This window comes from Streptomyces sp. SID5910 (genome assembly GCF_009862125.1).
Classification (GTDB): domain Bacteria; phylum Actinomycetota; class Actinomycetes; order Streptomycetales; family Streptomycetaceae; genus Streptomyces.
In genome coordinates this window covers 1-13533 of record NZ_WWHX01000931.1, presented here as the reverse complement: position 1 = coordinate 13533, position 13533 = coordinate 1, and the positions used below count along the sequence as shown (strand labels likewise).

Annotated in this window: 13 protein-coding genes and 1 pseudogene; 2 read left to right on the top strand and 12 right to left on the bottom strand. The window is 72.2% G+C overall.

Features of this window, described 5'->3' with window-relative positions:
* Positions 1-209 (top strand): annotated as a pseudogene (locus GTW67_RS33210) (amino acid permease); the annotation flags it as partial.
* A 192-nt stretch (positions 210-401) separates the two neighbouring features.
* Here the strand turns inward: GTW67_RS33210 and GTW67_RS33205 are convergent.
* From GTW67_RS33205 to GTW67_RS33150, 12 genes are all read right to left on the bottom strand, one after another.
* Positions 402-815, bottom strand: coding sequence for a YccF domain-containing protein (locus tag GTW67_RS33205; protein ID WP_161167415.1), 414 nt, complete (start codon positions 813-815; stop codon positions 402-404).
* A complete protein-coding gene (gene htpX, locus GTW67_RS33200) occupies positions 812-1675 on the bottom strand; it encodes a zinc metalloprotease HtpX (protein ID WP_161167414.1) in 864 nt (287 codons plus the stop codon). Before htpX ends, GTW67_RS33205 begins: the two co-directional genes overlap by 4 nt.
* A 262-nt stretch (positions 1676-1937) precedes the next feature.
* A complete protein-coding gene (locus tag GTW67_RS33195) occupies positions 1938-3461 on the bottom strand; it encodes an NADH-quinone oxidoreductase subunit N (RefSeq protein ID WP_161167413.1) in 1524 nt (507 codons plus the stop codon).
* Entirely contained in the window at positions 3458-5032 is a 1575-nt protein-coding gene (locus tag GTW67_RS33190) for an NADH-quinone oxidoreductase subunit M (RefSeq protein ID WP_161167412.1), read from the bottom strand. The genes GTW67_RS33195 and GTW67_RS33190 overlap by 4 nt, the downstream gene beginning before the upstream one ends.
* Before the next feature lie 6 nt (positions 5033-5038).
* Positions 5039-7033: an NADH-quinone oxidoreductase subunit L gene (locus GTW67_RS33185; RefSeq protein WP_161167411.1), complete on the bottom strand. Its 1995-nt coding sequence runs from the start codon at positions 7031-7033 to the stop codon at positions 5039-5041.
* Entirely contained in the window at positions 7030-7419 is a 390-nt protein-coding gene (gene nuoK, locus GTW67_RS33180) for an NADH-quinone oxidoreductase subunit NuoK (protein WP_161167410.1), read from the bottom strand. The genes GTW67_RS33185 and nuoK overlap by 4 nt, the downstream gene beginning before the upstream one ends.
* Entirely contained in the window at positions 7419-8042 is a 624-nt protein-coding gene (locus GTW67_RS33175; RefSeq protein ID WP_346010750.1) for an NADH-quinone oxidoreductase subunit J family protein, read from the bottom strand. The genes nuoK and GTW67_RS33175 overlap by 1 nt, the downstream gene beginning before the upstream one ends.
* Positions 8039-8629, bottom strand: a complete 591-nt coding sequence (locus tag GTW67_RS33170) for a NuoI/complex I 23 kDa subunit family protein (protein ID WP_161167409.1) — start codon at positions 8627-8629, stop codon at positions 8039-8041. Before GTW67_RS33170 ends, GTW67_RS33175 begins: the two co-directional genes overlap by 4 nt.
* A 2-nt stretch (positions 8630-8631) precedes the next feature.
* On the bottom strand, positions 8632-9600 hold the full coding sequence (locus tag GTW67_RS33165; RefSeq protein WP_161167408.1) for an NADH-quinone oxidoreductase subunit H: 969 nt from the start codon (positions 9598-9600) through the stop codon (positions 8632-8634).
* On the bottom strand, positions 9597-11159 hold the full coding sequence (locus GTW67_RS33160; RefSeq protein WP_161167407.1) for an NADH-quinone oxidoreductase subunit C: 1563 nt from the start codon (positions 11157-11159) through the stop codon (positions 9597-9599). The genes GTW67_RS33165 and GTW67_RS33160 overlap by 4 nt, the downstream gene beginning before the upstream one ends.
* Positions 11156-11809: an NADH-quinone oxidoreductase subunit B gene (locus tag GTW67_RS33155; RefSeq protein WP_161167406.1), complete on the bottom strand. Its 654-nt coding sequence runs from the start codon at positions 11807-11809 to the stop codon at positions 11156-11158. Before GTW67_RS33155 ends, GTW67_RS33160 begins: the two co-directional genes overlap by 4 nt.
* On the bottom strand, positions 11800-12195 hold the full coding sequence (locus GTW67_RS33150) for an NADH-quinone oxidoreductase subunit A (protein ID WP_161168449.1): 396 nt from the start codon (positions 12193-12195) through the stop codon (positions 11800-11802). The genes GTW67_RS33155 and GTW67_RS33150 overlap by 10 nt, the downstream gene beginning before the upstream one ends.
* A gap of 221 nt (positions 12196-12416) precedes the next feature.
* Between GTW67_RS33150 and abrC1 the strand changes: the two genes are divergently transcribed.
* On the top strand, positions 12417-13533 hold a 1117-nt coding region (gene abrC1 / locus GTW67_RS33145), incomplete at its 3' end, for a sensor histidine kinase AbrC1 (protein WP_161168448.1).

The window sequence follows — 13533 nt, the reverse complement described above, 5'->3', positions numbered from 1 at the left end:
TCGTGCTGGTGTACTACGCGGTGGCCAACGCGTCGGCCTGGACGCTGGAGTCGGCGCGGACTGCGGCGCGGGTCGTGCCTGCGGTGGGGCTGGCCGGATGCACGGTGCTGGCGTTCTCCCTGCCGGTGGTCTCGGTGATCGCGGGCGTGGGGGTGCTGGCCGTGGGCATGGTGGCGTACGCGGTGCGGGGGCGGCCGGCTGCGCGGTGAGCCGCCGCCGGGGTTCGGCGTGCGTGAACGGGGCTGCCTCGGTGGGTTATGGGTCTTCGGCGTCGTCCGGGTCGTCAATTGCTCGTTCGCGGTCATGGCTTCATGATGCGCCGCACCGACGGGCGCCGTTCGGGCCTGTGGACAACCTCGCGGTTGTGGACAAACGGCGGCCCGTCCCGCCACTCCCCCGGTCTACCAACCGTTCTGAGCGCCGGCGGTGGCCGTGAACGGCTGGTCCGTACGCACGATCTCGCGTCCCAGCGGGAGCAGCGAGACCGGGATCAGCTTGAAGTTGGCGATGCCGAGCGGGATGCCGATGATCGTGACGCACAGGGCGATGCCCGTGACGATGTGACCGATGGCCAGCCACCAGCCGGCCAGGATCAGCCACAGCACGTTGCCGATGCAGGAGGCCGCTCCCGCGTCGCGGCGCTCGACCGCCGCGTACCCGAAGGGCCACAGGGCGTAGACACCGATGCGGAACGCGGCGATGCCGAACGGGATGCCGATGATGGTGATGCAGAGCAGCACCCCCGCGAGCAGGTAGCCGAGGAACAGCCAGAAGCCGCTGAGGACGAGCCATATGACGTTGAGAATGGTCTTCATCGCTGACGACCTGCCATCTTTTCGAGCCGGGCGATTCGCTCCGCCATCGGCGGGTGGGTGGAGAACATCTTCGACAGCCCCTGTCCCGGGCGGAACGGGTTGGCGATCATCATGTGGCTGGCCGTCTCGATCCGGGGCTCCGGGGGCAGCGGGAGCTGCTTGGTGCCGGCGTCGAGCTTGCGCAGCGCCCCCGCGAGGGCCAGCGGATCGCCGGTGAGCTGGGCGCCGGACGCGTCGGCCTCGTACTCGCGGGAACGGCTGATCGCCAGCTGGATGAGGCTCGCGGCGAGCGGGCCGAGGAGCATGATGAGCAGCATGCCCAGGAGGCCGGGGCCGTCGTCGTCGTTCGACCGGCCGATCGGGATCAGCCAGGCGAAGTTGACCAGGAACATGATCACGGAGGCCAGGGCGCCCGCGACCGACGAGATCAGGATGTCGCGGTTGTAGACGTGACTGAGCTCGTGTCCGATGACGCCGCGCAGCTCGCGCTCGTCGAGCAGGCGCAGGATGCCCTCCGTGCAGCACACGGCGGCGTTGCGCGGGTTGCGGCCGGTCGCGAAGGCGTTCGGGGCCTCCGTCGGCGAGATGTACAGGCGGGGCATGGGCTGGCGGGCCTGGGTGGAGAGGTCCCGGACCATGCGGTACAGCGCCGGGGCCTCGAACTCGCTCACCGGGCGGGCGCGCATGGCACGCAGGGCCAGCTTGTCGCTGTTCCAGTAGGCGTACGCGTTCGTGCCCAGGGCTACGAGGACGGCGACGACGAGGCCCGTTCGGCCGAAGAAACTGCCGATGACGATGATGAGCGCGGACAGTCCCCCGAGGAGAACTGCGGTTCTGAGCCCGTTGTGCCGGCGGTGCACGGTACGCCCTCCAAGTCGTGCAGCAGGGAAACCCTTTGCTTGCTTGTCTCGCTCGCTGTGGTTGCTTCCTGGTCTCCGGTGCCCCTGGGTCGTGATGTCACGTCCAGTGGACCCTTCCGTACTGGTCAACGCCAGGCGACGGCCGCCAGTTCCCCGGCGGGCACGGCCGCGCGCGTGGTCCGTCCGGGTGACGGCCCGGCATGCGGCACGCGCGCGTGGAGGCCGAGTGCCCCACGCGCGCGTGCCGATACGCGGCTGCCGGTCAGAACAGCCCGGTGTCGGCGAAGCGCAGGATCAGCTGGGGCGCTCCGGACAGGGCGACGGCGAGGACGGCGGTCGCGGTGATCGCTGCCGTGAGCGGGGCGGGCAGGCGGTGCCGCACGGCCTCGCCCTCGGGTGCGCGGAACAGCAGGGCCGTCCACTGGAGGTAGTAGAACAGCGCGATGACGACGTTGACGGCCATGACGACGGCCAGCCAGCCGAGGCCCGCGTCGACGGCCGCGGAGAAGACGGTGACCTTGGCGAAGAGGCCGATGATGCCGGGCGGCAGTCCGGCGAGGCAGAGCAGGAAGAAGGCCAGGAGCAGGGCGGTCAGCGGATTGGTCGCGTACAGGCCGCGGTAGTCGGCGACCCGGTTGAGGGCCCGCGTACGGCCCACCAGGGCGGCCACCGCGAAGGCGCCGAGGTTCACGGCGGCGTACATGAGGGCGTAGGCGACGGTGGAGCCGATCGACCGTTCGGGGTCGTCGGAGTAGCCGGCGGCGGCGATCGGCACCAGGAGGTAGCCGGCCTGGCCGACGGACGACCAGGCGAGCAGGCGTACCGCGCTGTACGCGCGCGTGGACTGCTGGCGCAGGGCTCCGACGTTGCCGACGGTCATGGTGAGGGCGGCCAGTACGGCGAGGGCGGGCGCCCAGGCGTCGGCGTAGGACGGGAGGGCGACGACCGTGACGAGGATCAGGCCGGAGAAGCCGACCGCCTTGCCGACGACGGACAGGTAGGCGGCGATCGGCAGCGGCGCGCCCACGTAGGTGTCGGGCACCCAGAAGTGGAAGGGCACGGCGGCCGTCTTGAAGGCGAAGCCGACGAGGGTGAGGACGACGCCGGTCTGGGTGAGCGTGGTGAGCTGCCCGTCGACGTGCTGGACCCGGTCGGCCACCTGGGTGAGGTACAGGGTGCCGGTGGAGGCGTACACGAAGCTGATGCCCATGAGGCTGACCGCGGTCGCGGTGACCGAGGACAGGAAGAACTTCAGCGCGGCCTCGGAGGAGCGCCGGTCGCCCTGCCGGAGGCCGACCAGGGCGAAGGCGGGCAGGGAGGCGACCTCCAGGGCGACGACGAGCGTCGCCAGGTCGCGGGAGGCGGGCAGGAGGGCCGCGCCGGCGGCCGAGGACAGCAGCAGGAACCAGAACTCGCCCTCGGGCAGTCCCCGGTCGGCGTCCTTCACGGCGGTGACCGAGAGCAGGGCGGCCAGGAGCGCCCCGCCGAGGACCAGGAACTGGATGGCGAGGGTGAAGGTGTCGGCGGTGTAGCTGCACACGTCGGCGTCGCCGGTGAGGCAGAACGTGGAGCGGTCGTCGCCCACGAGAGGCAGCAGCAGGAGCGCGGAGGCGGCGAGTCCGGCGACCGCGACCCAGCCGAGCAGCGCCTTGCGGGCGTCCGGGACGAACAGGTCGGCGACGAGGACAACGAGTCCGACGACCGCCGCGAGGGTGGGCGGCGCGATGGCGAGCCAGTCGACGGACTGGACGAGGTTCTGGGCCAGGGGCTGGGCCAGGGAGCTCATCGGGTGCCTCCTGAGAGGAGCTGCTGCACGGCCGGGTCGGTCAGCCCGAGCAGGGTCTTGGGCCACAGCCCGGCGACGACGGTCAGGACGACGAGCGGGGTCCAGGCGGCGAACTCGTACGTGCGGACGTCGGTGAGCTTCGGGGATTCCTGCGGGACGGCGCCCATGCAGACGCGGCGGACCACGATCAGCATGTACGCGGCGGTCAGCAGGGTGCCGAACGCGGCGATCGCCATGAAGGTGAGGAAGGCGGGACGGCTGAGGCCCTCGTGGGGGTCGAAGGCGCCGAACAGAGCCAGCATCTCGCCCCAGAACCCGGCCAGGCCCGGCAGGCCGAGCGAGGCGACGGCGGCGAAGGCGAGCAGGCCGCCGAGGCGAGGCGCCTTGCCGTACAGGGCGGCGCCGGTCTCCTCGGCAAGGGTGTCGAGGTCGGTGGTGCCGGTGCGGTCCTTCAGGGCGCCGACCACGAAGAAGAGCAGGCCCGTGATGAGGCCGTGGGCGATGTTGGCGAACAGGGCGCCGTTGACGCCGGTCGGAGTCATGGTCGCGATGCCGAGCAGCACGAAGCCCATGTGGCCGACGGAGGAGTAGGCGATGAGGCGCTTGAGGTCGCCCTTCGCGCCCCGCTTGGCGAGGGCCAGGCAGGCCAGGGAACCGTAGATGATGCCGACGACGGCGAAGGCGGCGAGGTAGGGCGCGAAGGTGCGGAAGCCGTCCGGAGCGGCCGGGAGCAGGATCCGGACGAATCCGTACGTGCCCATCTTCAGCAGGAGGCCGGCCAGCAGCACCGAGCCGACGGTCGGCGCGGCGGTGTGGGCGTCGGGCAGCCAGCTGTGCAGCGGCCACATCGGGGTCTTCACCGCGAGCCCGATCCCGATCGCCAGAACGGCGATGACCTGCACGGATGTGGTCAGCGACCGGCCGTTGTCAGTGGCGAGTGCCACCATGTCGAATGTGCCCGCCCTGATTCCGATCAGGAGCAGGCCGAGCAGCATGACGACGGAGCCGAGCAGTGTGTAGAGGATGAATTTCCAGGCGGCCCGGGTCCGTCCCTCGCCGCCCCAGCGGGCGATGAGGAAGTACATCGGTACGAGGACGGTCTCGAAGGCGAGGAAGAACAGGATCAGGTCGAGGACGGCGAAGGTCGCGAGGGTGCCGGACTCCAGGACGAGCAGCAGCGCGACGAACGCCTTCGGGCTCGGCCCGGTAGGCAGCTTGAAGTACGAGTAGAGCGCGCACAGGAAGGTCAGCAGCGCGGTCAGGACCAGCAGGGGGAGGGAGATGCCGTCGATGCCGAGGTGGATGCGCACGTCGAGTGCCGGGATCCAGCTGATGTCCGTGCTGGCCTGCATCTTCGACGGATGGTCGTGGTCGAAGCCGAGCACGAGGACGATCGCGGCGAGCAGGACGACGCCGGTCACGGTCACGCCGTGCCGCAGGACGGCCTGCTCGGGTGACTTCCCCTTCAGCCCGGGCGGGGCCGGCAGGAGAGCCGCGGCGGCGCCGAGGAGCGGGCCGACGACGACGAACGCCAGAAGGAACTGCATCACGGACTCGTTGATATCGATCACGCCTGCTCACGCTCCCGTGGCGACGAGGACGGCGGCGACCGTGAGGACGACGGTGCCGGCGAGCAGCGCGCTCACATAGGTCTGCACATTGCCGGTCTGGGCACGGCGTACGGCGGCCCCGAGCCAGCGGGGCAGGGCGCCCGCCCCGCGTACGTAGGTGTCGACGACCGCGCGGTCGAGGAACCGGACGAGGCTCGCGCCGGCCTGGACCGGGCGGACGAAGAGGGCCGAGTACACGGCGTCCAGGTGGAAGCCGACGGCCGCGTGGCGGTGCAGCGGACCGAGCAGCAGCCGTCCGGGGTCGGCCGGGTCCGGGGCGGAGGCCACGTTGCCGTAGGCGGGGGTGTGGCTGGCGATGGCCTCGGCCTCGACCTGGCCGGCGTCGGCCTCGGGGTGGGCGGCGACCGCGCCCAGCGGGACGCGGGCGGCGAACGCGGTGGTGTGCCGCCAGGCCGCGTAGGTGACGATGCCGCCGACCAGGGCCACGCCGGTGCCGAGCACGGAGGTGGTGAGGGCCGGGGTCAGGTCGATGCCGTCGAACCAGTCGGGCAGCAGGCGGAAGGCGAGTCCGCCGAGGGCGAGGGAGGGGATGGCGAGGACCCAGAGCACGGCGTTCATGACCAGCGGCTGCCTGCCGTGGTCGGGGGCCTCGGCGCCCCGGCCGCGGAAGGCCAGCAGCCACAGGCGGGTCGCGTAGGCGGCGGTGAGGAGGGCCGTGACCAGACCGGCGATCAGGACGGTCCAGCCCGCGGCGCCGGGTGCGTGCTCGGTGTGGCCGGTGACGACGTGCTCGGCGGCGCCGAGGACGGACTCCTTGGAGAAGAACCCGCTGAACGGAGGGATCGCGGCGAGCGCGAGCAGTGCCACGGTCATCGTCCAGTAGGCGTCCGGGACGCGGGTGCGCAGGTCGCGCATGCGGGACATGGCGGCCAGCGAGTTGGTGCCGGCGGCGTGGATGATCACGCCGGCGGCGAGGAACAGCAGCGCCTTGAAGGCGCCGTGCGTGAGGAGGTGGAAGACGGCGGCACCGCGGTCGCCGGCGGCGAGAGCGCCGGTCATGTAGCCGAGCTGGCCGATGGTCGAGTAGGCGAGGACGCGCTTGATGTCGTCCTGGGCGAGCGCGGCGAGCGCCGAACCGACCATCGTGACGGCGGCCATGACGGCCAGGACGACCATCGCGGCCCCGGAGGCCTCGAAGAGCGGAAGGAGCCGGGCGATGAAGTAGACACCGGCGGCGACCATCGTCGCGGCGTGGATGAGGGCGGAGACGGGTGTCGGGCCCGCCATCGCGTCGGGGAGCCAGGTGTGCAGCGGGAACTGCGCCGACTTGCCCGCCACGCCGGCCAGGAGCAGCAGGGCGATCAGGGTCGGATGGTCGAGCGAGCCGCTCGCCACCGCGCCGAGGATCCTGGTGATGCGGAAGGAGCCGGTCTCGGTGGCCAGCGCGAGCAGGCCGATGAGGAAGGGGACGTCGCCGAGCTTGGTGACCAGGAAGGCCTTGAGGGAGGCGGCGCGGGCCTCCGGGGTCTCCCAGTAGTGGCCGACCAGGAAGTACGAGCAGATGCCCATGACCTCCCAGCCGACCAGCAGCACCATCAGGTCGCCGGAGTAGACGACGAGGAACATGGCGGAGGTGAACAGGGAGACGAGCGCGGCGTACGAGGGGTAGCGCGGGTCGTCGCGCAGGTAGCCCGTCGAGTAGAGCTGCACGCAGGTGGCGACGCAGCCGACCAGGACGGCGACGAGGGCGGCGAAGCCGTCGATGTGCAGGGCGAGTTCGACGGGGACCGAGCCGGTGGGCGTCAGTTCCGTGGCGGCGTCGACGGCCCGGCCACCGCCCTGGCGTGCGGCGACCAGGACGGCGAGGACGACGGCCGCCAGCGTGGGCAGGACGGCGAGCGGACGGACGAAGCCGGGTGCGGTGCGGCCGAGGAGCAGGCTGGCGGCCGCGCCCAGGAAGGGAAGGAGGGGGACGAGTACGGCGAGGGTGGTCGTGGTCACGCGGTGGCCTCAGCCTTCTCGGCCGTCCCGGTCGCGGGGGCGTCGGTGTCGGGGCCGTCCGGCTCGTGGCCCTCGGCGGTGTCGCGGAGCCGGTCGATGTCGGCGGTGCCGCGGTTGCGGTGGACGGCGAGCACGATCGCCAGGCCGATGCCGATCTCGGCGGCGGCGATGGCGATGGTGAACAGGGTCAGGGCCTGCCCGGAGTGCAGGGTCTCCTCGGCGGTCTTGCTGAGCCAGACGTCGAAGGCGACCAGGTTGAGGTTGACGGCGTTGAGCATCAGCTCGACCGACATCAGGACCAGGATCGCGTTGCGGCGGGCCAGGACTCCGTACAGGCCCGTGCAGAACAGGAGGGCGGAGAGGACGGCGGGATAGGCGAGGTGCATCAGCGGACACCGTCCTTGTCGGCACCGTCCGGGGTGGCTGCCGGGCCGGGGGTGGCTGCCGGGCCGGGGGTGCCGGCCGCTCGCTCGGCCTTGGCCTTGCGGGACAGGACGATCGCGCCGACCAGGGCGGCGAGGAGGAGGACGGAGAGGGCCTCGAAGGGGAGGACCCAGTTCTGGAAGAGGCTCGCTCCGGTGACGGCGGTGGAGCCGGCGGCCGGGCCGTCCAGGTCGATCCAGGTGGTCCGGAAGGCGTCGGCGACGACCCACACCAGGGCCGCCGCGGCGGCGACGGCCACGGTGAGGGCGGCCCAGCGGTTGCCGGAGTCGGCGTCCGGGGAACGGCCGATCGGGGCCCTGGTGAGCATCAGACCGAACAGGATGAGGACGACGACGGAACCGACGTAGATGAGGACCTGCACCCAGGCGATGAACTCGGCGGTGAGCAGGAGGTACTCGACGGCGAGGCCGCCGAGGGCCACCACCAGCCACAGGGCGGCGTGGACGAGCTGGCGGGTCGTGACGGTGACGACGGCGGCGCCGAAGGTGACGAGGCCGACGAGGAGGAAGGCGATCTCGACGCCGGTCGGGGACAGGAAGCCGGGGTGCGCGGCGGCGAGGGTCACGACTCTCCTTCCTTCGGCTCGGCGGGGGCGGTCTGCTCGGCCTGGGCCGCCTGCTCGGCCTGCTGCTGGGCGGCCAGTTTGTCGGCGGTCTTGCGGGCGGCGGCGAGTTCCTTCGGTTCCTCCGCGCCGGGGTCGAGGGCGGGCGGGGCCGGGACCGTCCACATCCACTCGCGGAGCTTGTCGCGCTCGTGGGTGAGGTCACGGATGTCCGTCTCGGCGTACTCGAACTCGGGGGACCAGAACAACGCGTCGAAGGGACAGACCTCGATGCAGATACCGCAGTACATGCACAGGGAGAAGTCGATGGCGAAGCGGTCGAGGACGTTGCGGCTGCGCTCGCGGCCGCCGGGCGCGGCCGCAGGCACCGTCTCCTTGTGGGAGTCGATGTAGATGCACCAGTCGGGGCACTCGCGGGCGCACAGCATGCAGACCGTGCAGTTCTCCTCGAACAGGCCGATCACGCCGCGGGTGCGGGGCGGGAGGTCGGGCTGGGTGTCCGGGTACTGCTCGGTGACGGTCTTCCTCGTCATCGTGCGGAGGGTGACGGCCAGGCCCTTGGCCAGGCCGGAGCCGGGGACGGGGGACATGGTTACTGGATCACCACCTTGACGATGCCGGTGAGGGCGATCTGGGCGAGGGAGAGGGGGACGAGGAGGGTCCAGGAGAGTTTCTGGAGCTGGTCCTCGCGCAGGCGGGGGTAGGTGACGCGGAGCCAGATCACGACGAAGGCGAGGACGGCGGTCTTCAGCAGGGTCCAGACCCAGCCGAGGCCGTCGGCGCCCCAGGGTCCGTGCCAGCCGCCCAAAAACAGGACGGTGGTCAGACCGCACAGCACGACGATCCCGGCGTACTCGGCGAGGAGGAACAGGGCGAAGCGCAGGCCGGTGTACTCGGTGTAGGCGCCGAAGATGATCTCCGAGTCGGCGACCGGCATGTCGAACGGGGGGCGCTGGAGTTCGGCGAGACCGGCGACGAAGAAGACGATCGCGCCGACGATCTGCCAGGGCAGCCACCACCACTCGAAGGCGTCGAGGATGCCGACGAGCGAGACCGTGCCGGCCGCCATCGCGACGGAGGCGGCGGTCAGGAGCATCGGGAGTTCGTACGCGAGGAGCTGGGCGGCGGTGCGCAGGCCGCCGAGGAGGGAGAACTTGTTGGCGGAGGCCCAGCCGGCCATGAGCGAGCCGAGGACGCCGACGCCCATGACGGCGAGGACGAAGAAGATCCCCGCGTCGACGACCTGGCCCACCGCGCCCTCGCCGGGGCCGATGGGGATGGCGAGGAGGACGAGGAGGTACGGCAGCAGGGCCACGGCGGGGGCGAGCTGGAAGACGCGGCGGTCGGCGTCCGCGGGGACGACGTCCTCCTTCTGCGCGAACTTCACGCCGTCCGCGACGAGCTGGGCCCAGCCGTGGAAGCCGCCGGCGTACATCGGGCCGAGCCGGCCCTGCATGTGGGCCATCACCTTGTGCTCGGTCTGGCCGACGATCAGGGGGAAGGTGAGGAAGACGACGAAGACGATCAGGAGGCGCAGGGTGACGTCGAGAGCGTCGTTCACTGCGGGCCTCCTGGGCGGTCGTCGGGGGTTTCGGGACGGGCGGGGGGCGGCGCGTCCCGGGGCGCCGGGGTCTCCGGTGCCTCGGGGGTCTCGGGGGATTCAGAGGCCTCAGCGGTCTCCGTCGCCTCAGGGGTCTCCTGGGCCTCGGGGGTGTCCGAGGCTTCCGGGATCTTCTGGGGCTCCGGTCCCTCGGGGGTCGTTTCGGGGCTGTCCGGGGTCTCCGCGCTCCCCGGGCTCTCCCCGTCCTCCGTGCTCCCCCGGCCGCCGGGCTCCGTGGGCTCGTCGAAGGCAGGGCGGGCGTGGTGCCAGGGTGCGTCGGGGCTGCGGGGCGCGGCGGGGGGCTTCGGGGCAGGGGGCGTCTCCCCTGCGGCACCGGACGGACCGCCAGCGTCCGACTGGCCGGCAGCGTCGGGCCGACCCGCAGTGGAGCCGGTTCGCTGTGATGCCGAGCCCTGGCTCGCGCTGCGTGCGCGGCGGGCGGTCGGTGTGCGCGGTGCGGTGGCGTCGCCCGCTTCCCCGCCGGGCGCGTCCGCCGGGGCCTCGGGGGCTGCCGGTCCCGGCCGCTGCGACGCTGAGCCCTGGCTCGCGCTGCGTGTGCGCCGGGGCGTCGAGGCCGGCGGTGCCGACGACGGCTCCGTGGCCGGGGCTTCCGCGCCCGGCGTCGCCGTGGCCGACGTTTCCGTCGCCGGGGGCCCAGCAGCCGAGGACTCCGGAGTCGGCGTCCCGGTGCCCGGCGTCTCCGACCCGGACGTCCCCGAAGCCGGAGCCCCCGAAGCCGACGCCCCGGTGCCCGGTGCTTCCGTACCCGGCGTCGCCGCCCCCGGCGTCTCCGGAGCCGGAGTCCCCGGAGCCGTAGCCGAAGTCGTTTGGCCGGCGGAGCCCTCCGCCGCTGTGCGCATGCGGCGGGCCGGGCGTTCGCCGGCCGGGCGGGCCGGGCGGTCGCTCGCGGTGCGGGCCGGGCCTCGGGCCGGGCGGGTCGGGGCCGGGGGGAGCTGGCCCTTCAGTGGGCCCCATTCGTTGGGGTCGGGGACGCCCGGCGGCAGCATCTGGCGGCGCCGGGGGCCGCCGTGGTCGGACTCGCCGGGTTCCTTCGCGCCGGGCCAGGCCTTGGCGACGCGGGCGGCGAGGACGAAGTCCTTGCGCAGGGGGTGGCCCTCGAAGCCTTCGGGCAGCAGCAGGTGGTCCAGCGCAGGGTGGTCCTCGAAGGCGACGCCGAACATCTCGTGCGTCTCGCGCTCGTGCCAGGCCGCGCCCGCGTAGACGGAGACGGCGGTGGGCAGGACGGGGGCGTCGTGCGGGACCGTCGTGCGCAGCAGCAGCCGGCGTACCGGTCCGAGGGCCACCACGTGGGCCGCGATGCGGAAGCCCGTGCCCGGTTCGTCGACCGCGCTCAGCCAGTCGAAGTACGTGCAGCCCAGCCGGTCGCGGGCGGTCTCCAGCGCGGAGATCCAGGACGCGGGCGGCACGTCCACGGTGAGGACGTCGTAGGACTCCTCGGCCGTGGCGTCCGCGCCGAAGAGTTCCCCGGCGTCGGCGGGCAGCCAGCCGACCGTGCTCATCGGCCCTCCCCCGACGCCGAGTCCGCGTCCGCGTCCGCGGATGACGCCGACGCCGGCGGCTGCACCAACCCGCTCTGGAGCGCCGCCGCCGACGGGCGTGGCGTCGTGCCGTAGCGCTCCCCCAGCGACTCCCGGGCGATCTTCTCCTGGAGCTTCAGGATCCCCTGGAGCAGCGCCTCGGGGCGTGGCGGGCAGCCGGGGACGTAGACGTCGACGGGGATGATCTGGTCGACGCCCTTCGTCACGGAGTAGGAGTCCCAGTACGGGCCGCCGCAGTTGGAGCAGGCGCCGAAGGAGATGACGTACTTCGGCTCGGGCATCTGCTCGTAGAGGCGCTTGACGGCGGGCGCCATCTTGTCGGTGACCGTGCCCGACACCACCATCAGGTCGGCCTGGCGGGGGCCCGGCGCGAACGGGATGACGCCGAGGCGGATGAAGTCGTGGCGGGCCATCGACGCGGCGATGAACTCGATGGCGCAGCAGGCGAGGCCGAAGTTGAAGACCCAGAGCGAGTAGCGGCGGCCCCAGTTGAGGACGACCTTCATCGGCTCGGGGGCGAGCCGGGAGAGCGCGCCGAGCCGCTTGGGTTCGGGGAGCAGCACCGGCTCGGCGGCGCCATCGGGGCCGGAGGCGGAGGGGTTCACGTCCATGACAGGACGCCCTTCTTGTATGCGTAGAGCAGGCCCACGGTGAGGAAGCCGAGGAAGACGAACATCTCCACGAGCGTCGTCGCGCCGTACCCGGGGGCGGCGAAGACCGTCGCCCACGGGAACAGGAAGATCGAGTCGACCGCGAAGATCACGTACAGGAAGGCGTAGACGTAGTAGCGGACCTGGGTGTGGGCCCAGCCCTCGCCGACGGGGTCGACTCCGCACTCGTAGGTCAGGAGCTTCTCGGGCGTCGGGACCACGGGCCGCAGCAGGCGTCCGGCGCCGAAGGCCACGGCCACGAAGAGCACGCCGACGACGCCGAGCAGTCCGACGACCGAGTAGGACTGGAAGTAGCCCGCCGCGATGCCGACAGTCGGTTCCGGCACGTCCCGTCCCTCACTCCCTGTCCGAGCTGCCCGGGCTGTCCGAGCCCTGAACACCTCGCACGCCGCTGTCCGACGATCTGTACGCACGGGAGTCTAGGGCCTGATAAAGACACGGTAAGCAGCCCGTCGCCTCTTGGGACAGCAGGGTGGGGTTTTCCTCAGGGGACGCCCGGCGGTCCGCCTCATGGCGCGGGGCGGCGCCGCACGGCACGCTGACCCGTATGACCGAACGTCTCTCGTTCCCGACGCACGCCGGACCCGCCGGCGAAGTGGACGGCGACCGCCCGCCACCTGCCCGTTTCGCCTTCGACCGGCACACCTGGAAGGAGATCGCCCATCTGCTGGCGAACCTTCCGGTGGCGCTGCTCGGCTTCACGTACGTCGTGACGACGCTGCTCGTCGGTTTCGGGCTGACGGTCACGGTGATCGGGCTGCCGCTGCTCGCGGCCGGGCTGTCGGGGGCGCGGGTGCTGGGCAGGATGGAGCGGGCGCGGGCCCGGTCGCTGCTCGGGGTGCGGGTGGAGGAGCCGAGCCGGCTGCCGTGGCGGGGCCGGGGCGGGTTCTTCGCCCGGCTGTGGCTGGCGCTGAAGGACCCGGTGGGCTGGCGCACGGTCCTGTACGAGCTGATACGGCTGCCCTGGGGTGTCGTCACCTTCGCGGTCACGCTGGTGTCGTTGTTCGTGCTGTGGCCGGTGCTGCCGTTCGTCGCGCGGGGTCTGGCCAACGTGGACCGGGCGATGGTGCGCGGGCTGCTGTCGCCGTCCGACGAGCTGGAGCGGCGGATCACCGAGCTGGAGTCGGACCGGGGCGTCGTGGTCGACACGGCGGCGGCCGACCTGCGGCGCATCGAACGCGACCTGCACGACGGGGCGCAGGCCCGCCTGGTCAACCTGGCCATGGGGCTGGGTCTGGCCAAGGAGAAGCTGCTGGAGGACCCGGACGCGGCGGCGGCGATGGTCGACGAGGCGCACGGCGAGGTGAAGCTGGCGCTCCAGGAGCTGCGGGATCTGGCGCGCGGCATCCACCCGGCGGTCCTGACCGACCGCGGTCTGGACGCGGCCCTGTCCTCGGTGGCGTCGCGCTGCACGGTGCCGGTGAAGGTGACCGTCGACCTGACGGAGCGGCCCGCGGCGGCGATCGAGGGCATCGCCTACTTCACCGTCTCGGAGCTGCTCCAGAACGTCAGCAAGCACAGCGGGGCGAGGTCCGCCTCCGTGGAGGTGTGGCGGACGGCCGGCCGGCTGCTCATGCAGGTCGGCGACGACGGGCACGGCGGCGCGCGGCTGGACGGCGGTACGGGGATGAAGGGCCTCGCCGAGCGGTTGAGCGCCGTCGACA

Coding starts and splice junctions, on each gene's coding strand:
- GTW67_RS33205 (WP_161167415.1), bottom strand. CDS start 815: ATGAAGACCATTCTCAACGTCATATGGCTCGTCCTCAGCGGCTTCTGG.
- GTW67_RS33195 (WP_161167413.1), bottom strand. CDS start 3,461: ATGAGCTCCCTGGCCCAGCCCCTGGCCCAGAACCTCGTCCAGTCCGTC.
- nuoK (WP_161167410.1), bottom strand. CDS start 7,419: ATGCACCTCGCCTATCCCGCCGTCCTCTCCGCCCTCCTGTTCTGCACG.
- GTW67_RS33170 (WP_161167409.1), bottom strand. CDS start 8,629: ATGTCCCCCGTCCCCGGCTCCGGCCTGGCCAAGGGCCTGGCCGTCACC.
- GTW67_RS33160 (WP_161167407.1), bottom strand. CDS start 11,159: ATGAGCACGGTCGGCTGGCTGCCCGCCGACGCCGGGGAACTCTTCGGC.
- GTW67_RS33155 (WP_161167406.1), bottom strand. CDS start 11,809: ATGGACGTGAACCCCTCCGCCTCCGGCCCCGATGGCGCCGCCGAGCCG.